The following is an 18,948-nucleotide window of genomic DNA, read 5'->3' as shown; positions in this document are numbered from 1 at the left end:
AATTGCAGGGGGGGCAGGGGGCAGGGAGCAGGGGAAGAAAACCGATAACTAATGACTATGACACTTCCCACTCATTACTCATTACTCATTACTCAGCACTCAGCACTCAGCACTCAGCACTCATTACTCACCACTCAACACTCACCACTCACTCAGCAATTTCTGCTAAAGTGGCAACTTGTAGGGAGTTTCTAGCGTCAAGCAGTCAGCGATTAGTTTCGCACTCATTCAAGCGTGGCGGTAAAATGTCACCATTGTTGAGTACCCTAGTTTAAGTTGCGATCGCCTGCGATAGGGCGCGTCACGAAATCTATGATTGAAGTTGAACATCTGAGTAAAACTTACGGTTCTACCCCAGCGATTACTGATGTGACTTTTAGTGTTGAACCTGGGGAAATTGTAGGATTTCTGGGGCCGAATGGCGCAGGAAAAACCACAACTATGCGAATTTTGGCGGGTTATTTACCGGCGAGTAGCGGTACAGCCAAGATAGCAGGCTTTGATGTCCATGAAAATTCCCTGGCGGTGCGTCAACGCATCGGCTATTTACCAGAAACACCGCCGTTATATCCAGAGATGACGGTGGAGGGATTTTTGCATTTTGTCGCCCATATTAAAGGTATACCCGCAGGCGATCGCGCCGCTAGGGTGAATGTAGCCATCAAACGCTGTAACTTACAAGAAAAGCGGCAGGTAATTATTCGCAAATTATCTAAAGGATACCGCCAACGGGTGGGGATTGCTCAGGCGATTGTGCATGATCCTCCAGCCATTATTTTAGATGAACCTACCGTGGGACTTGACCCCAGGCAAATTATTGAAGTCCGCAACTTAATTAAAAGCCTCGCCGGCACACATACAGTTATCCTCTCTACCCACATTCTCCCAGAAGTTAGCATGACCTGTAACCGCGTCACCATCATTAATCGCGGTAAGGTAGTTGCAACCAATACACCAGAAAATTTGATGACACAGTTGACTGTTGGCGCAGGTTATGAAGTGGAAATTGAGGGAGAAGCCGCCTTAGCCAAACAAGTATTGCAAAATATCGCTGGTGTCAGTTTAGTAGAATCTGTCCCTGTGAATTATCCCAGAGACAACCGTGCTTACTTGCGGGTGTTGTCACAGCCAGGGAGAGAACCAGGAAAAGATATAGCCACAACATTAATTCGGTCTGGATTTAGTTTGCATGAAATGCGGCGTGTTAGTGCCACCCTCGAAGATGTATTCTTGCAACTAACCACAGAAGAAAAAAACATAGTCACAACTGACGAATCAGCAGCTAACGAAGGAGAAGCAGCGTAAATGGGTATAGTCCTGAGTAACATTATTGCCATTTATCGCCGGGAGTTACAAAGTTATTTTGTCTCGCCTTTAGCATATGCGATCGCAGGCGTATTTTGGTTCATCGCTGGCTTATTTTTGGTGATGATTTTACTAGGGCCAGATGGCATTTTACCAGCCGTCGCCCTGATTGATTCACAAGGAAAACAATTTGGCGTACCAGTCCCACCGATTGATGTACCCTATGAATTTATCCGAGCCTTTTTAGACCGTATGGGTTGGCTGTTGTTATTTATTTTGCCAATTCTGTCAATGGGACTCTACGCCGAAGAACGCAAACGCGGAACCCTAGAACTCCTCGCCACCTCCCCCGTGACTAACTGGGCTGTTGCTGTCGGAAAATTATTAGGAGTAGTGACATTTTTCATCACCTTAATTTTGCCGTTAATGGTATTTGAAGCGATCGCCATTAGCAGTTCTAACCCACCCATTCCACCCACAATTCCCTTATTGGGACATTTGGGTTTAATCTTACTCGCCTCAGCAATTTTATCTTTAGGGATGTTTATTTCCTCCCTAACAGATAGCACCCTGCTTTCGGCTGTCTTCACCTTTGCTGTAGTAATATTGCTGTTATTTATTGACTTAATCGCCAGAAACATCGGCGGCCCCATCGGTGAAATCGTCGGTCATTTTTCCCTACTCAAACATTACAACACCCTCATTCAAGGCATCTTTGATAGCAGTGCTTTAGTTTTATTTAGTAGTTACATATTCTTAGGCATCTTCCTCACAGCCCAATCAATTGACGCGTTAAGGTTTCAGAGGCAATAGGGATTGAGTAATGAGTAATGAGTAATGAGTAATGAGTAATGAGTGCTGAGTGCTGAGTGCTAAGTAATGACTAATGACTAATAACTAATGACTACCATTAAACAAAAACAACTTTGGAAATATTTATTTTTACTAGGGCCGTTTTTTACGGCGGCTGGTTTAACTACTGGGTTAGTAGCTGACAGTTGGGGCGTTGTTCCCTTGGTGCTGCTAATTTTAGGGATTACTATCTGTGTATTGTGGTTAGTTTGGCAAAGTCAGCGTAGTCAGTGGTGGAAACAACGTTCTACCCAAGCTGGTGCTAATGCTTTCGTTGCAACTATCGCTGTGTTGGTAATTGTTGGCTTAATTAATTTTCTTTCCACACGTTACCAATTACGTGCAGACTTAACAGAGACGCAATTATTTAGCCTGTCACCACAATCACAGGAATTAGTGCGGAAACTCAATCAACCCCTGAAAATTTGGGTGTTTGATGTCACTCAAAATCCTCAAGATAGGGAACTGTTAGAAAATTACCGTCGCCAAAGTGCTAAATTTCAGTTTGAGTATGTTGATCCTCAAAGTAGACCAGGATTAGCAGAAAAATTTGGTGTGAAAGATTATGGCGAAGTTTATCTAGAATCTGGCGAGAAGCGGCAACTCGTACAATCAGTTAACGTTAATGAACGTCTTTCAGAGATTAAGGTAACAAATAAACTACAACAACTATACAGCGATCGCACTGCTAAAGTTTACTTCATCCAAGGTCACGGCGAACATCCTATTACGGGTGGGGAAGGGGCTATGACGCAAGCCGTCCAAGGTTTAAGCGATAGGAATTACACCACTACAGACTTAAATCTCACCACCAACGCCAAAGTTCCTGATGATGCTAGTGTTGTGGTGATGGCTGGTGCGAAAAAGGAACTATTTCCAGCTGAAGTCAAAGCTTTACAAGATTATCTCAATCGTGGTGGTAATGTGCTACTCATGGTTGACCCCAACACTAACCCCAACCTTAATAGTTTGCTACAAGAATGGGGCGTAAGTTTAGATAATCGTTTAGCCGTCGATGTCTCCGGTGCTGGTGTAGGACTTGGCCCTGCTGCACCCATCATTACAAGTTATGGTCAACACCCCATTACTAAAGATTTTGGTAACGGAATTTCTTTCTATCGCCTAGCTAGACCTTTGCAAGTTACCCCTGTCGCTGGTGTACAGTCTACCCCTCTGTTGCAAACTAAACCCTATCCTGATAGTTGGGCAGAAAGCGACCTCCAAAGTGAAAAATTAGAGTTTAACCCCGATAAAGACATTAAAGGGCCTTTAACTTTAGGCGTAGCCTTAACCAAAAAAATCTCCACCACACCCCCAGTTACACCCACACCAACCACATCACCCACACCGCAAAATACAGCAACTCCTACCACATCCCCAACCACATCACCCACAACTCCCACAGCTAGTCCAACACCAACATCAACCACATCACCCACACCACAAAATACAACAACACCAACCACATCACCCACATCCTTACCCACACCGACAACTCAACTTAGTCCAACTCCCACAGCTACTTCCCCAGCTGCACAACAGCCAGAAGCAACAGCCAAAGAGTCAAGGTTAGTAGTGATAGGAAACTCCGATTTTGCCACAGACAACATCTTTAAACAGCAACTCAATGGAGATGTCTTCCTCAACTCAGTCACCTGGCTAAGTCAGCAAGATCAACAACCACTTTCCATCAGCCCCAAAGAACCCAAAAACCGCCGCATCAACATATCAATAGCCCAAGCCAACTTCCTCACTTTATCTGCGTTGATATTTCTACCCCTAATTGGCTTTATTTCCGCCGCCGCAGTGTGGTGGAAACGGAGATGATGAAGGGACTGGGGATTGGGGACTGGGGACAAGGTAGAAGAATGAGTAATGAGTAATGAGTAATAAGTAATAAGTAATGAGTATTAGACATCTCCAGAAATGAGGTTTTTATCTAGACAGCATAAGGGTTTGAGATTCTTTTTCGGAGATGACTAATGACTAATGACTAATGACTAATGACTAATGACTATTGACTATTGACTATTGACTATTGACTATGAAACTACCAAAAACGACATTAATTTTAGTAGTGCTGGCGTTGGGTTTGGGTGGGTTTGTCTACTTCTATGAAATTCAAGGTGCAACTCAACGTCAGGAAGCTAAAGAAAATCAGCAGAAAATTTTCTCTTTCGCTGAAGATGATGTACAGGCTTTGACAGTTAAAACTGCAAAGCTAACCCTGAATTTGGAACGCAACACCCAACCTAACCCTAAATGGTTACTGAAGTCTCCGGTGTCAGAGCCAGCCAATGATGCTATTGTGTCTTATTTAATGGATTTGTTAGTTAAAGGTAAGAGCGATCGCACCGTTCCTACTCCGCCTAATCAACTTGGGGAATTTGGCTTAGACAAACCCCAAGCTACTATTGATATCAAACTGAAAAATCAAAAAAATCACCAAATTATTTTGGGTAAATCTAACTTTAATCGTAGTTTTATCTACGCTCAAGTTGACCCCACTACACCCAATAATGGCAATATCAATGTGCTGCTAGTCTCTACCGACTTTGAAAATGCAGTTAATCGCGAATTATCAGAGTGGAAACAACCTCAAACTCCGGTGCAACTACAGCCTACACCAAATACACCTCAACCTACTCCCACTCAAAGTCAGTAATTAGATCAAAAAGTACCAGTAAAAGCAACATCGATTTCTCTTTTAAATTTCTTCATCTGTGCTTATACCATCTGTTTGACCGATCAATACATCAATTTCTTTCTTGTATTTCATGTGTAAATTTAATAACTCAATGTAAGCGATGGGCACTATAATCGGCCAAAATATAGTGGCAATGAACAGAATCACACGAGATATGGAACGCTGACTATCGCTCATTTCTTTATCTTCAAGGAAGAAAAATAACCATTTCCTCAACAAGAAATAAGCTATTGCTAGGTAAAATGCGATCGCGATATAAACAATTGGGGAAAAGTGGAATAGAGATGTTGCATAATGCACAGCAAGTTGCATACTGATGTGGTCTTAATTCATTGACGTTTATAATGTGATCATACTTACTGGTAATCATCACTTAAGCAGCATAAAATATTACTTTTTCATGTCAATACATCTTAAGATAGATATCTTAAATAAGAGTAACTCTTCTACATAAATCATGAGTAATTCAACGGCAACTTTATTGATTTATTGTCCAGATCAACGGGGACTCGTTGCTAAAATAGCGAATTTTATTTACTCCAATGGAGGTAATATTATTCATGCTGATCAACATACAGATTTTGCCGCCGGTTTATTTCTCTCCCGCATTGAATGGCAACTAGATGGGTTTAATCTACCACGAGATTTAATTGGCCCTGCATTTAACGCTATAGCTCAACCTTTGGGTGCTAAATGGGAACTCCATTTTTCTGATGCAATTCCCCGCATAGCCATTTGGGTTAGTCGTCAAGACCATTGTCTTTATGATTTAATTTGGCGACAACGCGCCCAAGAAATTGCGGCGGAAATTCCCCTAATTATTAGCAATCATCCGTATTTAAAAACAGTTGCAGACCAATTTGGGATAGAATTTCACCACATTCCCATTAATAAAGAAAATAAAGCAGAACAAGAAATTAGACAACTAGAACTACTACAACAATACAAAATTGATTTAGTAGTTTTAGCTAAATATATGCAAATTGTTAGTTCAGACTTTATTAATAAATTTCCGCAAATTATTAATATCCACCACTCATTTTTACCTGCATTTGTAGGAGCGAACCCCTATCATCGTGCCTTTGAAAGAGGCGTTAAAGTTATTGGCGCAACTGCTCACTATGCTACTGCGGAATTAGATGCAGGGCCGATTATTGAACAAGATGTAGTGAGAGTCAGCCACCGTGATGAAGTAGAAGATTTAATCAGAAAAGGCAAGGATTTAGAAAGAGTCGTATTAGCCAGAGCAGTACGTCTCCACCTCCAAAATCGCGTTCTAGTATACGGTAATCGCACAGTAGTCTTTGAATAATTTTGATACAGAACTCGTATTTGGCTCTTAGTTTTATGCAGAAAAAGGTAAAAGTTAAACCAAACTCCAAACAGCAAAAAATTGAAGAACAAGCTGATGGTAGTCTAACTGTATATTTAAAATCACCACCAGTAGACGGTAAAGCTAATGAGGAATTAATTAAACTGCTAGCGGAACAGTTTGATGTTCCCAAATCTCATATTAGAATTAAGTCTGGTTTATCTTCTCGGCAAAAATTAATTGAGATTGAGGAATAATTATTAGTCAGCAAAGTTCATTATTTTTTTATAGGAATCCTACTTGATTATTGAACAGATACGTAGGGTGTGTTAGCGACAGCGTAACGCACCTAGTACCAAAGCCTGTGGTGCGTTACGGCTTACGCCTAACACACCCTACACATACTTAGATTTTTTCAGAAATCAAATACTAGTCCTATATGTAAGTAGAACAGTGTAAATAATTAAAGGTTCGTAGTAAGGACTTTAGTCCTTACTACGAACTTACTTTACATAGTTTGGTTTTTTCAAGTTGTTCTACTTGTTGACGAATTTCTCACTAGTGCATCTTAGCGTTAATATCTACATCATCACTTTTGAGTTGACCATCTTCCATATAGATAATGCGGTCAGCAATATCTAAAATACGGTTATCGTGAGTTACCAGCAAAATTGTACAGCCTTGTTCTTTGGCTAGTTTCTGCATGAGTTCCACAACATCACGCCCAGATTTTTTATCAAGTGCGGCTGTAGGTTCATCTGCTAAGACAATTTTAGGATGACTGACTAAAGCACGGGCGATCGCTACTCGTTGTTTTTGTCCACCAGACAGACTCTCTGGATAGTAATTGACGCGTTCGCCTAAGCCAACGGTTTCTAACATCGCGATCGCTTTGGCGTTGGTATCATCATTTAAATACTCATCGTGCAGTTCCAAGGACATTCTGACGTTTTCTTTCGCTGTCAAAAATGTCATCAAGTTATGCGCCTGGAATATATATCCAATCTGACGACGTAATTTAGTCAGCTGGTTTTTACTAGCACCGCAGATTTCCTGTCCTAAAATTTTCAAACTTCCTTCCTGCGCCGAACGCAAGCCACCCATTAACGTTAAAAGGGTAGTTTTACCTGAACCGGAAGGGCCTGTCATAATGACAATTTCCCCCGCTTGAATCTCTAAGTTAATGTCAAATAATACTTGTTTACGCAGTCCGCTTGACCCAAAGTAGTGATTGAGGTTCTGTACAGCAATCACCGGTTCAGACATAGATGATACAGAATCAGCCACTACTGGTGTAATTTCTTGCAACATATTTTTTGGGTAACTATTGACTATTGACTATTGACTTAAAACACATCTGCTGGGTCAGCAGAACGTAATTTCCGCATAGCGATCGCACCCGAAACACTACACATGATAATGGTGAGAATAAATACATTAATTGCTCGATCCAATTTCATGGCAATGGGTAACATGGTTGCCGCAAAGGTGATTTGATATAGTCCAAAGGAAAGTAAATAGGCGGGAAGATATCCAAAAACAGCTAATAATAATGCCTCTTGTAATAAAGCAAAGAGTAAGTAGCGGTCTGTATAACCCATCGCTTTCAAGGTGGCGTATTCGGGTAAGTGGTCAGATACATCTGAATAAAGAATCTGATACACAATCACAATCCCGACAATAAAACCTACTCCCACACCCAAACCGAAAATAAACCCAATCCCTGTACCTGTAGCCCAGTATTGTTTTTCCGTTTGGGCAAAACCTTCTGGTGTCAGAACTTTGACATCATTAGGTAAACCTGCGGCTAGTTGCGATCGCACTTTTTCGGGATCTGCACCAGGCTTTAAGGTAATTAACCCTACTTCTATCCTGTCGGCTTTCCGTTCGGGAAATAGTCTTAAAAATGTGGAATCACTGGCAATGACATTACCATCAGCCGCAAAGGATGCACCATTACTAAATACACCTTTGACATCAACACCGATATTATTCAATTCTGTCTGGAAAGTACCTGTTTTTTTGAAGATATCGCCAACTGCACCATATTCCGGGCGACCTGCTTGATCAAATAAAACCTGATTTAACGGTTTGAGTGCGTTCAGGTTGTTGTTGACTTCAGGAAACTTAAACGCTGATGTCGCTGGATCAATCCCCCAAACTAAAATAGCCCTATCTTGTCGCGTTTCGGGATTCCGCCATTGTCCTGTACTAATATACAAAGGACTAACTGACTGTACACCTTCATAACCTAGTGCTTGGTATAGTCGTTCTCTAGAAAAACTCTTGACGGAAAATAAGGTTTGAAATTGGGGATTAATTAACACCAAATCAGCCTGTAAATTCCGGTGAGGTTGCACAGCCGCATCAAACAGTGCGCTTTCAAATCCCAACTGAATAAACATCAACATATCAGCAAAGGTAATACCCGCCACTGCGATCGCTAGGCGCGTTTTTTCCTTCATTAATTGCCGCCAAGCAAGCGGCGTTTTCCGAAACATTTTAGACAACATGAGTATAAAGGTGTAAATATTTGTAGTTGGGATAAATTAGTCGGGAAGTGGGTTTTATCTTGGTTTACCCTTATTAACATATTTGTGTTTTTTCCCGCCAACTTACTTATTAGTGTTTGGGTTAATAGCCTACTGTTTCTGTCTGCTGTTCTAGTTGCTGCTGTCGCATGAATAAAAATAGGGGCAGTCCTAGAGAAACTCCTACTAATAAATTGGCAGCAATATAAATCCAAAGATTTGCCATTTTCAACCGAGTCCCTTCCCAAAATACCAATACCCAAAGAACTAGGGATGAAACGATGACATCCATACCAAAAAAGCCGGAAATCCTATTTGCAAATAGCTGCTCAATAAACAGTGGGATGTCAAGACCATGCTCCAATAAAAATGGTAGAAACTGCGAATAAGGTAAAACTGTTCCTAGGATGCAAAGCAAAAGATAGATGGTTTTCAGCATGATCAACTCACTTTTATACAGGACTCATATTTGATTTTTACGAAGCTAGGTACACTTTGATTCCTTCTTACCTGTTGCCTGTTAAGAGTTTCCTTCCTATCGCGTTTGCGCTGCGCTTCACACACCACGCAAATATTTTCAGAAATCAAATCGGATTTCTATAGTTCAATTGCTGTTTGTACTTGCAAGTTAGTTAAACCTGCAACTTTTTTACTGTCTTCAGGACTCAGACGAATTTTGACTTCTACAACTCGGCTGTCAAGGTTTTCTCCTGGTTGGTTGCTAAAGACGTTTTGGCGGTTGACTTGTAAGCCAATATGAGAGACTTCGCCGCGTAGTTCTCCGGTAAAGGCTTGTCCGGTAATGATTGCGGGTTGTCCTAGTTTGATTTTGCCAATATCAGATTGATAAACTTCTGCAACTGTAATCATTTGGGCAGTTTGGGCTAAGTCTGCAATGCCGTTATCGCCAATTTTTTCACCGACTCGGTTATGAATTTTGAGAATTTGTCCAGCCATTGGGGCTGTAATATAAGCTGCTTCTAGTTCTGTGACGGCGCGTCTGAGTGCGGCGATCGCATCTTCTACTTCTGCTTGTGCTGCTTGCACATCTACAGGACGGACTTCGGCAATACTGGTTAATGTGGCTTTGGCTTCGCTAACTTCCTTCCTACTGGTGGCGTTAATTCGGCTAAGTGCGACTGTGGCTTCGGATAGTTGTTTGCTGGCGGTGGCGTTAATCCGATTCAGCACTGCTTTGGCTTCGTCTAGTTGCTGTTTGGCGGTTTCTAAACTCAAGCGTTTACTATCAATGGCTGAACTGGAAATTGCACCTTCGGAATATAGCTGTTGATAACGTTGATATTCTGCACTGGCGTTATTTAATTCTGCTTCGAGTTTTCTAATGGTGGCTACTTGGGCGATTCTGTCTCCTTGCCATTGTGCCTCTATGCGGGCGATGCTTTCTCTTTGTTCTATGATGTTTCCGAGAGATTGGGCTTGTAGGCGTTCTACACTGGCTTTTTGCGCTAGGATATCGCCACTTTTCGCCCCAGCTTTGACTTGATTGAGTTTGGCTTGGGCGACTCTTACTTGTTTTTCTGCTTGCAATACTGCTGTTTTTAGGCGTGCATGGGAATCTAATACGGCGATAACTTGTCCTGCTTGGACTCTGTCTCCTTCTTCTACTCTGATTTCGGCAATGCGATCGCCATCTAATACTAAAGGTGCGGATAGTTTAATGACTTCTGTTTCTGGTTCTAGTCTGCCTAATGCTGTAATTTTAGGTGTGCTTTGTTCTGTTTGGACTGTGCTATCTGTTGCTACTGTTTTCCCTATTTGTCCAAACTGAGAACCTGCATATACCAGAATACCTGTAGTTACAGCCGTAGCTGCTATTACTAATGTAATTAATCTTTGATTACCCGAATTTAATAGCAATTTCTGACTCATATCCCCTCTAGTAGAAAATCAATTTCGTTTTTGACTTTTATGTCACCCAGCATCACCAACATGAAATAATGCAAGCAGAAGACAATCTTTTAATTCAGTTCTGCCGCCTCTTTTTCCCTCTCTCTGACACCTACTTGCTGATCTAAATAAGCAGTGATCATCTTACCTAACAAGTCACACTGCTCAACAAAATCAATCGTTTCATTACACCATAATTTTTCTAAAATTAAGCCATTTACCAAACTCAAAACAAAAGATACTATAGCTGGATCTTGTATATTTAATAATTCACAAACTGCTTGTTTATAGTTTCTATTAGCCCGCTTGAAGACATTATTATTGCGTATTTCATTAAGGTCTTGATGCTGACAAAAATCAACCCAGATATATGTCCATTTAATAAAGTAATCTTCATTTTTGACTAAATATCTGCCCAAAGCACTCATCGCTTCTTCTATGGTTGCTACACCACTCATTTCCGCTAAGGCTGCAATTACATCTTGCTGGCTGATTTCCTCTACCAATTGCTCAAATAAAGCCTGTTTACTGGGAAAGTAGTGATACAACGTACCGGTGGATACGTTTAAACCTTGAGCAATTTCCCTCATGGTGATCGAACCATAGCTTTTGCTGGCAAATAAGTCAAAACACTTGCAGAGCATTTCTTTGCGGTATTGTTCATGGTCAACAACTTTAGGCATAGTTTTTATATCGAACGCTCGTTATTTTTAGTAAACCTTAATTTTTTCCGTTCGTCAATGACTTATTTATCCGAATCAAGCCGAAATATAAATGAAATGCTGGTGTTAGCTGATGCCTTGAACTTGACGATTTACTGGCAAGTTTAATTTATGTAAACTATAATAGTTACATACCTTAATGTAGTTCAGACTGTTAGTCTTGTCAATATAGATACTCAATATCAGTAATGAAACTTAGAAAAACTACTTGAGTAAAACGCCTGCATAAAACATCAAATCTAGGCAGATAATATAGTTGAAAATACTGAAAAAGAATTAAAGTGTAACTTTAGTCACTTTAATAAATTTTTCATATGTGCAAGCTGAACAGAAAATTTTGTGACATTTTTGATACAAATTTGTAAAGAATAGTTACAGCGTCCGTAACACAAGGAAATGTTTCTTATGGTAGATGCACTTGACAACAACCCACCCCATCAAGTTGTGATTGTTGGCGGTGGTTTTGGTGGATTGTACGCGGCAAAAGCACTCAAGAAAGCTAAGGTAGAAGTTACTCTCATCGACAAACGTAACTTTCACCTATTTCAGCCACTACTTTACCAAGTCGCCACTGGGACGCTATCACCTGCTGATATTTCCTCACCTTTACGTGCAGTCTTGAGGAAAAGCAAAAATACAAAAGTGCTGCTAGGAGAAGTCAATGATATTGACCCACAAGCACAACAAGTGATCATGGGTGATGAGAAAATACCATATGACACCTTAATTGTGGCCACAGGGGCGAAGCATTCCTATTTTGGTAAAGATAACTGGGAAGAGTTCGCACCAGGGTTAAAGACTGTAGAAGATGCAATTGAAATGCGGCGACGGATTTTTTCAGCCTTTGAAGCCGCAGAAAAGGAAAAAGATCCAGCAAAACGCAAGGCTTGGTTGACTTTTGTGGTTGTAGGTGGCGGCCCTACCGGAGTAGAATTAGCGGGTGCGATCGCAGAGTTAGCTTATCAAACCCTCAAAGAAGACTTCCGCACTATCGACACTACAGAAGCACAAGTTATCCTCTTAGAAGGTTTAGATCGAGTCCTCCCACCCTTTGCACCAGAATTATCCCAAGAAGCAGAAGCATCCTTGCAACAGTTGGGTGTGGTAGTCCAAACAAAAACTATGGTGACAAATATTGAAAATGATATTGTTACCGTCAAACAAGGTGATCAAGTTACAGAAATTGCGTCTAAGACAGTATTATGGGCGGCTGGTGTAAAAGCTTCCGCAATGGGTAAAGTCTTAGCAGAACGCACAGGTGCAGAATGCGATCGCGCCGGACGAGTTATCGTAGAACCAGACTTAAGTATTCAGGGACATAGTAATATTTTCGTCGTCGGCGACTTAGCCAACTTCTCCCACCAAAACGGTAAACCCCTTCCTGGTGTCGCGCCTGTCGCTAAACAAGAAGGTGAATATGTCGCCGCATTGGTGCAGAAACGTTTAAAAGGTCAAACTCTACCAGCCTTTAATTATACTGATCACGGTAGCCTAGCGATGATTGGGCAGAATGCCGCCGTTGTCGATTTAGGCTTTATGAAATTGAAAGGCTTCTTTGCATGGTTGTTCTGGTTATTAATTCACATCTACTTCTTAATTGAGTTTGACAATAAGTTAGTAGTCATGGTTCAGTGGGTGTGGAATTATATCACCCGTAATCGTGGGGCTAGATTAATTACCGGTCAAGAAGTTTCTCTAGACATAAAAACTGTGAACAGTAACGGACATTATCAGCCGAAAGAGAATAGACAGCCAGTTAATGTCTAAAAATGGGAAATGGGGAATAGGGAATAGGGCATAGGGCATAGGGAATTAGCTTCAAATTTGTGGAATAGGTATATTGCTGTAGATAGGCAAAATACCTATTCCACAATTATTTTTAGCCTAGCTATCAATCTTACATTTATTAATATTTTTGATATTGAATGCTCATTATTTATAAACTGATAATTTCCTTTTGTATTCTCAATAAGAAATTTCTTTAGCAAGAATAGGAAATTCTAATTTGTCAAGCATATTTATCTAGCAAATTTCTCTAAACCTTGTGAAATAAGCTTTTTGATTTTATTAGTTAATCTACTCATCAAGTATTTGGTGAGTAAAAATGTCCTAAAAATCTCACAAATCGTAAAATTGATCATTTTTATGACTTTGACAATTGTTCAAAACAAGCCGCAACAATCATCACAATTTTGTTACATATTCATTAAGAATAGTTACAAAGTTCTAACACAAGGAAAGTCTCTTATGGTAGCTTCACTTGAGAATCATCAACCACATCAGGTCGTAATTGTTGGTGGTGGTTTTGGTGGACTGTATGCAGCAAAAGCACTAGCCAATGTGAATGTAAATGTGACTCTCATTGATAAACGTAATTTCCATTTATTCCAACCACTTTTATATCAAGTTGCTACAGGTACGCTATCACCTGCTGATATTTCCTCACCTTTACGATCTGTACTCAGCAAATGCAAAAATACACAAGTATTGCTGGGTGAAGTAAGTGATATTAATCCAGAAACAAAACAAGTTATTTTGGATGATAAAGTAGTCCCTTATGATACATTAATTGTTGCCACAGGTGCGAAGCATTCCTATTTTGGTAAAGATAATTGGCAAGAGGTTGCGCCTGGCTTAAAAACTATGGAAGATGCGATAGAAATACGTCGCCGCATCTTTACAGCCTTTGAAGCCGCAGAAAAAGAAACTGACCCCGAAAAACGCCGAGCTTTATTAACATTTGTGATTGTTGGTGGTGGTGCGACAGGGGTAGAATTAGCAGGTGCGATCGCAGAGTTAGCTTACAAAACTCTGCAAGAAGACTTCCGCAACATCGACACCTCAGAAACCAGAATTGTACTATTACAAGGTGGCGATCGCCTACTTCCAGCCTTAGCACCAGAGTTATCACAAGAAGCCGCAGAATCTTTGCAAAAGTTGGGTGTGATTGTCCAAACTCAAACCCGTGTGACAAATATTGACAACGATATCGTCACCGTCAAACAAGGCGATCAATTTAGAGAAATTGCCGCCAAGACTGTATTATGGGCAGCAGGCGTGCAAGCTTCCCCAATGGGTAAAGTATTAGCCGAGCGAACTGGGGTAGAATGCGATCGCGCCGGACGAGTCATTGTAGAACCAGACTTAAGCATTAAAGGATACGACAATATTTTCGTTATCGGAGACTTAGCCAACTTCTCCCACTACAATGGTCAACCCCTCCCAGGTGTCGCGCCAGTGGCGATTCAAGAAGGTGAATACGTCGCCAAAGTAATTAGAAGACGCTTGCGTGGTAAAACCATGCAACCATTTCAATACAAGGATCATGGTAGCCTAGCCATGATTGGCAAAAATGCCGCCGTTGTAGACTTAGGCTTGCTCAAATTAACAGGCTTCTCTGCATGGGCGTTCTGGCTATTCATTCACATCTACTTCTTAATTGAGTTTGACAGCAAAGTATTAGTCATGATTCAGTGGGCGTGGAACTACTTCACCCGCAAACGTGGTTCAAGATTAATTACTGGTGAAGAAGCATTAGCCTTTGCTAGTGAAGCTGACGATAGTAGCAGTGAAACTAATTACGCACCAGCTAACAATAAACAGACAGTGAATGTCTAATTGTTTAATTATCATTCCATCTTCAGGGTGTACAGCCGTACACCCTGATTTATTAGATAAAGCAAGGCTTTCAGGTGAAAGAAAAGCCGACAGGAAACAGATTTTGCGGTAGCCTATTAGTAGCGAAACAGAGTAGTGACAAATGCAAATCAAACAACGCTACTACACTCCAGAGGAATACTTGGCACAAGAAGAAGTTGCGGAGTTTCGCAGCGAATACCGAGATGGAGAAATCGTGCCGATGACGGGTGGCTCAATCAACCATAATCAAATTGCTGGGAATGTTTATGCTTATTTGAAATTCATGCTTCGCAAAACAGATTTTAAACCATACATTGGTGATTTGCGATTGTGGATTTCTCGATATCGACAATACACATATCCAGATGTATTTTTGATTAAAGGTCAACCTGTTTTCCACGAGCAACGTCAAGATACTATTTTGAATCCCTGCTTTATCGTTGAGGTACTATCAAAATCAACAAAAAACTATGATCGCACCGATAAATTTCGTTACTATCGCTCGATTATGGAATTTCAAGAATATATCTTGATCAATCAGTATGAAATAGGAATTGAACAGTATACAAAAGCTGAGGGAGATTCATGGCTATTTAAAGCCTATGAATCTGATAGTAAAAATATAATTTTTCATTCGATAAATGTAGAAATGGCAATTGAAGATATTTATGAAAATGTTGACTTTACATTAGCTGAAACAGAGTAGTGGTAAAAGTAATTGAACCAACTTCACTAAAAACTGAAAGCAGTGCTGAAAAAATGAGAGTTCTGTGGGTGGCTATTTTGTGTCATCATCACAAAGAAGGAGATGTCGGGACTCAAAAATAAACTGATGACAGCCATTGCTTCTACTCTTGCATCTATTGTTGGCGCAGAAAATACCGTATACCCAGAAGATAAACCTCAGATTTTACAGGCTATTGGTGGCCAGCCTCCTAGTTGTCTAGTCTATCCCCAAACCCAAGCACAACTAGCCAAGGTTATGGCCACAGCTGACAGTCATAACTGGCGCGTTCTTCCCTGTGGTAGCGGAAGTAAACTTAACTGGGGTGGTTTAACTCAAGATGTTGATGTAGTCGTGAGTACGGAACGCCTCAATCAACTGATTGAACACGCTGTAGGTGATTTGACCGTTACTGTGGAAGCTGGCATGAAATTTGGGCATCTTCAGCAGATTTTGGCAGATTCACGGCAATTTCTCGCCCTTGACCCCTCTAAACCTGATTCAGCAACTATTGGCGGAATTGTCGCTACTGCTGATACTAATTCCCTGCGACAACGTTATGGTAGTGTACGTGACCAGCTTTTGGGAATTACCTTTATCCGTGCGGATGGTCAAATCGCCAAAGCTGGGGGAAGGGTGGTCAAAAATGTGGCTGGCTATGATTTGATGAAGTTGTTCACCGGTGCTTACGGGACATTGGGAATTATTAGCCAAGTGACCTTTCGGGTTTATCCTTTACAGGAATCGTCGGGAACGGTGGTGCTAACTGGTCAGCCGGAAGCTATTTTACAAGCTGCTAATACTTTACGCGGTTCGGCTTTGACACCTACCCAAGCTGATTTGTTATCTATGCAATTAGTCTCTAGCTTAGGTTTGGGTACAGGGATGGGATTAATCGCGCGGTTTCAAAGTATTCCTGAAAGTGTGAAAGAACAGTCCCATCGGGTACTAGAGTTAGGAAAAACGTTAGGATTAACAGGAACAGTTTACGCCGATGCAGATGACAGCAATCTATGGCAAAGATTACAAGAACAAATACATAATACTGCCACCGAGTCAACAATTACCTGCAAAATAGGGATATTACCGACTGCGGCTGTGGAAGTGTTGACGGGAGTGGAAATTGGACTAGTGCATCTCAGTAGTGGTTTGGGTGTGGTGCAGGTTCTAGATCAAACTCAGGCTTTAAAAGTGCGATCGCTTTGTCAATCTCGTCATGGTTTTCTCTCTGTGATTAAAGCACCTGTAGCGGTCAAACAACAAATTGATGTGTGGGGATACACAGGTAATGCTTTGCCGTTAATGCGTCGGATTAAACAACAGTTTGATAGCAAAAATCTTTTAAGTCCTGGTCGGTTTGTCGGTGGTATTTAAAGCCAGTCACCCACAACTAGACACAGACATCGCGAGGGGAAAATTAAGTATGCAAGTTTCAGAAGATTCTACTAATAATGTCGCTAGTTTAAAAAATTTAAAAGGCTTTGATAGTAATCATCCACCTGACCCAAAGTTAATTGATAGTTGTGTGCATTGTGGATTTTGCCTTTCTACTTGTCCTAGTTATCGGGTGATAGGTAAAGAGATGGATTCCCCTAGAGGACGTATCTATTTAATGGATGCCATTAATGAGGGGGAAATTGCGTTAAATACAGCTACCGTTCAACATTTTGATTCTTGTTTAGGTTGTCTGGCTTGTGTTTCCACTTGTCCTTCTGGTGTACAGTATGACAAGTTAATTTCCGCTACTCGCCACCAAGTCGAACGCAATTATCCCCGCACTTTCTCAGATAAATTGATTCGTCAATTAATATTTGCTTTATTCCCTAACCCAGATATCTTACGGATTTTATTAATCCCTCTATTTGTTTATCAAAAACTCGGTTTACCTAAACTGGTACGCGCAACAGGGTTACTCAATAAAATATCACCACGCCTGGCAGCAATGGAATCGATTCTGCCAGAAATCACCATCAAATCATTTCAAGACAATCTACCAACTATTATTCCTGCACAGGGTAAGAAACGCTATCGTGTGGGGGTAATTTTGGGATGTGTACAACGCTTATTTTTCTCGCCGGTGAATGAAGCAACTGTGAGGGTGTTAACAGCGAATGGCTGTGAAGTTGTGATTCCTAAATCTCAAGGTTGTTGTGCAGCACTCCCTGAACACCAAGGACAAACAGCGCAAGCGAAAGCATTGGCTAGACAGATGATTGATAGCTTTGCTAACACTGGGGTAGATTATATTATTATTAATGCGGCTGGTTGTGGTCATACGTTAAAAGAATACGGTCACATCTTAGCCGATGATCCAGAATATCGCGAAAAAGCGCAAGACTTTGCAGCTAAAGTTAAAGATGCTCAAGAGTTTTTAGGTAATGTCGGTTTAACAGCCAAACTGTTACCTGTCACGGATAAACCTGTGAATTTAGTTTATCAAGATGCTTGTCATTTATTGCATGGGCAAAAAATCAGTGTACAACCACGACAGTTATTAAGACAAATTCCAGGAGTGAATTTAAAAGAACCCTTAGATGCGGCTTTATGTTGTGGTAGTGCTGGGGTTTATAATATGCTCCAGCCAGAAGTTGCAGCAGAATTAGGGAAGCAAAAAGTGCAGAATTTATTAAATACTGGTGCGGAATTAATTGCATCTGCTAACCCTGGTTGTTCATTGCAAATTACTAAACATTTGCAATTGCAAGGTAAAAATATGACTCTCATGCACCCGATGGAATTATTAGATTATTCCATTCGGGGTGTGCAGTTGGATTTATAGCTATTTCTCCATTCTATTTAATAGACAATAACCCCTGTTGTTTAGTGAAACAGGGGTTATTTATGTTAAATCTTGAATTGGTACTAAACCCCATTGTATATTCCAGTATATCTGCACAAAGTTTAACTATAAATTAACCCTTTAGTTGATTTTCCTTAACCCCTAACAGCATTAATTTAAGTTATCCTGAGTTGCGGATAGGCATTATTTCCTATAAATAAGCACTACCCCGATCAAACATGGCGAGAATATACCGTCGATTCCTGGCAGATAGTCTGGTGATGTGGACTCTGCCAGTTTTATTTTTGCAATTTAGCCCATCAATTTCCCTAGACATCTTATTTACTGAATTCATCACAATTGAGATGTAAATATAGGAATCCGCTTTGATTCCTGAAATTATTTGCGTAGGGAGGGAACAGTAGGTAGCGTAGGGTGTGTTAGCGACAGCGTAACGCACCTAGTACCA

The 18,948-nt window shown here is 40.8% G+C and carries 17 protein-coding genes; 11 read left to right on the top strand and 6 right to left on the bottom strand.

Going from position 1 to position 18,948, the window contains the following annotated elements:
- The first annotated feature begins 312 nt into the window (after window positions 1-312).
- From ACQFX9_RS20705 to ACQFX9_RS20690, 4 genes are all read left to right on the top strand, one after another.
- The gene (locus ACQFX9_RS20705; protein WP_427158132.1) at window positions 313-1,305 is read left to right on the top strand and encodes an ABC transporter ATP-binding protein; all 993 of its coding nucleotides are present in this window, start codon (window positions 313-315) and stop codon (window positions 1,303-1,305) included.
- Entirely contained in the window at window positions 1,306-2,118 is an 813-nt protein-coding gene (locus tag ACQFX9_RS20700; RefSeq protein WP_427158131.1) for an ABC transporter permease, read from the top strand.
- A gap of 87 nt (window positions 2,119-2,205) precedes the next feature.
- Window positions 2,206-3,984 (top strand): GldG family protein, encoded by a 1,779-nt coding sequence (locus ACQFX9_RS20695; RefSeq protein WP_427158129.1) that lies wholly within the window; start codon window positions 2,206-2,208, stop codon window positions 3,982-3,984.
- Window positions 3,985-4,201: 217 nt separating this feature from the next.
- Window positions 4,202-4,822 carry a DUF4340 domain-containing protein gene (locus tag ACQFX9_RS20690; RefSeq protein ID WP_427158127.1) on the top strand — a complete coding sequence of 207 codons (621 nt, stop codon included), beginning with the start codon at window positions 4,202-4,204 and terminating at the stop codon, window positions 4,820-4,822.
- 42 nt (window positions 4,823-4,864) lie between these two features.
- Here ACQFX9_RS20690 and ACQFX9_RS20685 read toward each other — a convergent pair whose 3' ends face one another.
- Complete coding sequence (locus tag ACQFX9_RS20685; protein ID WP_427158126.1) at window positions 4,865-5,164, bottom strand: hypothetical protein; 300 nt, start codon at window positions 5,162-5,164, stop codon at window positions 4,865-4,867.
- Between the two features lie 157 nt (window positions 5,165-5,321).
- On the opposite strand from ACQFX9_RS20685, the gene purU reads away from it, so the two are divergent.
- Both purU and ACQFX9_RS20675 read left to right on the top strand, forming a co-directional pair.
- Window positions 5,322-6,176 carry a formyltetrahydrofolate deformylase gene (gene purU / locus ACQFX9_RS20680; RefSeq protein ID WP_427158124.1) on the top strand — a complete coding sequence of 285 codons (855 nt, stop codon included), beginning with the start codon at window positions 5,322-5,324 and terminating at the stop codon, window positions 6,174-6,176.
- 35 nt (window positions 6,177-6,211) lie between these two features.
- Window positions 6,212-6,433 carry a DUF167 domain-containing protein gene (locus ACQFX9_RS20675; protein ID WP_427158122.1) on the top strand — a complete coding sequence of 74 codons (222 nt, stop codon included), beginning with the start codon at window positions 6,212-6,214 and terminating at the stop codon, window positions 6,431-6,433.
- 301 nt (window positions 6,434-6,734) lie between these two features.
- On the opposite strand, the gene ACQFX9_RS20670 is transcribed toward ACQFX9_RS20675, so the two are convergent.
- The 5 genes from ACQFX9_RS20670 to ACQFX9_RS20650 all read right to left on the bottom strand — a co-directional run bounded on the left by ACQFX9_RS20670 (window position 6,735) and on the right by ACQFX9_RS20650 (window position 11,298).
- Window positions 6,735-7,487 carry a DevA family ABC transporter ATP-binding protein gene (locus ACQFX9_RS20670; RefSeq protein ID WP_427158120.1) on the bottom strand — a complete coding sequence of 251 codons (753 nt, stop codon included), beginning with the start codon at window positions 7,485-7,487 and terminating at the stop codon, window positions 6,735-6,737.
- A gap of 35 nt (window positions 7,488-7,522) precedes the next feature.
- Window positions 7,523-8,689, bottom strand: coding sequence for an ABC transporter permease DevC (devC, locus tag ACQFX9_RS20665; protein WP_427158119.1), 1,167 nt, complete (start codon window positions 8,687-8,689; stop codon window positions 7,523-7,525).
- Between the two features lie 121 nt (window positions 8,690-8,810).
- Window positions 8,811-9,146 carry a DUF2834 domain-containing protein gene (locus ACQFX9_RS20660; RefSeq protein WP_427158117.1) on the bottom strand — a complete coding sequence of 112 codons (336 nt, stop codon included), beginning with the start codon at window positions 9,144-9,146 and terminating at the stop codon, window positions 8,811-8,813.
- A gap of 158 nt (window positions 9,147-9,304) precedes the next feature.
- Window positions 9,305-10,597 (bottom strand): ABC exporter membrane fusion protein, encoded by a 1,293-nt coding sequence (locus ACQFX9_RS20655; protein ID WP_427158116.1) that lies wholly within the window; start codon window positions 10,595-10,597, stop codon window positions 9,305-9,307.
- An 89-nt stretch (window positions 10,598-10,686) separates the two neighbouring features.
- Window positions 10,687-11,298, bottom strand: coding sequence for a TetR/AcrR family transcriptional regulator (locus ACQFX9_RS20650; protein WP_427158114.1), 612 nt, complete (start codon window positions 11,296-11,298; stop codon window positions 10,687-10,689).
- Window positions 11,299-11,742: 444 nt separating this feature from the next.
- Between ACQFX9_RS20650 and ACQFX9_RS20645 the strand changes: the two genes are divergently transcribed.
- From ACQFX9_RS20645 to ACQFX9_RS20625, 5 genes are all read left to right on the top strand, one after another.
- A complete protein-coding gene (locus tag ACQFX9_RS20645) occupies window positions 11,743-13,104 on the top strand; it encodes an NAD(P)/FAD-dependent oxidoreductase (protein ID WP_427158113.1) in 1,362 nt (453 codons plus the stop codon).
- 480 nt (window positions 13,105-13,584) lie between these two features.
- A complete protein-coding gene (locus ACQFX9_RS20640) occupies window positions 13,585-14,955 on the top strand; it encodes an NAD(P)/FAD-dependent oxidoreductase (RefSeq protein ID WP_427158111.1) in 1,371 nt (456 codons plus the stop codon).
- A gap of 142 nt (window positions 14,956-15,097) precedes the next feature.
- Window positions 15,098-15,682 (top strand): Uma2 family endonuclease, encoded by a 585-nt coding sequence (locus ACQFX9_RS20635; protein WP_427158110.1) that lies wholly within the window; start codon window positions 15,098-15,100, stop codon window positions 15,680-15,682.
- A gap of 126 nt (window positions 15,683-15,808) precedes the next feature.
- Entirely contained in the window at window positions 15,809-17,074 is a 1,266-nt protein-coding gene (locus ACQFX9_RS20630; RefSeq protein ID WP_427162957.1) for an FAD-binding oxidoreductase, read from the top strand.
- Between the two features lie 49 nt (window positions 17,075-17,123).
- Window positions 17,124-18,479: a (Fe-S)-binding protein gene (locus ACQFX9_RS20625; RefSeq protein ID WP_427158108.1), complete on the top strand. Its 1,356-nt coding sequence runs from the start codon at window positions 17,124-17,126 to the stop codon at window positions 18,477-18,479.
- Window positions 18,480-18,948 lie beyond the last annotated feature (469 nt).

The organism is Aliinostoc sp. HNIBRCY26 (assembly GCF_050235535.1).
Lineage (GTDB): Bacteria > Cyanobacteriota > Cyanobacteriia > Cyanobacteriales > Nostocaceae > Trichormus.
Note: the sequence above shows the minus strand (reverse complement) of the source record. Positions and strands in the feature narration are given on the sequence as shown.

What these genes read in the sequence shown, in the direction of transcription:
- ACQFX9_RS20705 (WP_427158132.1), top strand. Translation starts at nt 313, where the DNA reads ATGATTGAAGTTGAACATCTGAGTAAAACTTACGGTTCTACCCCAGCG.
- ACQFX9_RS20700 (WP_427158131.1), top strand. Translation starts at nt 1,306, where the DNA reads ATGGGTATAGTCCTGAGTAACATTATTGCCATTTATCGCCGGGAGTTA.
- ACQFX9_RS20695 (WP_427158129.1), top strand. Translation starts at nt 2,206, where the DNA reads ATGACTACCATTAAACAAAAACAACTTTGGAAATATTTATTTTTACTA.
- ACQFX9_RS20690 (WP_427158127.1), top strand. Translation starts at nt 4,202, where the DNA reads ATGAAACTACCAAAAACGACATTAATTTTAGTAGTGCTGGCGTTGGGT.
- purU (WP_427158124.1), top strand. Translation starts at nt 5,322, where the DNA reads ATGAGTAATTCAACGGCAACTTTATTGATTTATTGTCCAGATCAACGG.
- ACQFX9_RS20675 (WP_427158122.1), top strand. Translation starts at nt 6,212, where the DNA reads ATGCAGAAAAAGGTAAAAGTTAAACCAAACTCCAAACAGCAAAAAATT.
- ACQFX9_RS20670 (WP_427158120.1), bottom strand. Translation starts at nt 7,487, where the DNA reads ATGTTGCAAGAAATTACACCAGTAGTGGCTGATTCTGTATCATCTATG.
- devC (WP_427158119.1), bottom strand. Translation starts at nt 8,689, where the DNA reads ATGTTGTCTAAAATGTTTCGGAAAACGCCGCTTGCTTGGCGGCAATTA.
- ACQFX9_RS20660 (WP_427158117.1), bottom strand. Translation starts at nt 9,146, where the DNA reads ATGCTGAAAACCATCTATCTTTTGCTTTGCATCCTAGGAACAGTTTTA.
- ACQFX9_RS20655 (WP_427158116.1), bottom strand. Translation starts at nt 10,597, where the DNA reads ATGAGTCAGAAATTGCTATTAAATTCGGGTAATCAAAGATTAATTACA.
- ACQFX9_RS20650 (WP_427158114.1), bottom strand. Translation starts at nt 11,298, where the DNA reads ATGCCTAAAGTTGTTGACCATGAACAATACCGCAAAGAAATGCTCTGC.
- ACQFX9_RS20645 (WP_427158113.1), top strand. Translation starts at nt 11,743, where the DNA reads ATGGTAGATGCACTTGACAACAACCCACCCCATCAAGTTGTGATTGTT.
- ACQFX9_RS20640 (WP_427158111.1), top strand. Translation starts at nt 13,585, where the DNA reads ATGGTAGCTTCACTTGAGAATCATCAACCACATCAGGTCGTAATTGTT.
- ACQFX9_RS20635 (WP_427158110.1), top strand. Translation starts at nt 15,098, where the DNA reads ATGCAAATCAAACAACGCTACTACACTCCAGAGGAATACTTGGCACAA.
- ACQFX9_RS20630 (WP_427162957.1), top strand. Translation starts at nt 15,809, where the DNA reads ATGACAGCCATTGCTTCTACTCTTGCATCTATTGTTGGCGCAGAAAAT.
- ACQFX9_RS20625 (WP_427158108.1), top strand. Translation starts at nt 17,124, where the DNA reads ATGCAAGTTTCAGAAGATTCTACTAATAATGTCGCTAGTTTAAAAAAT.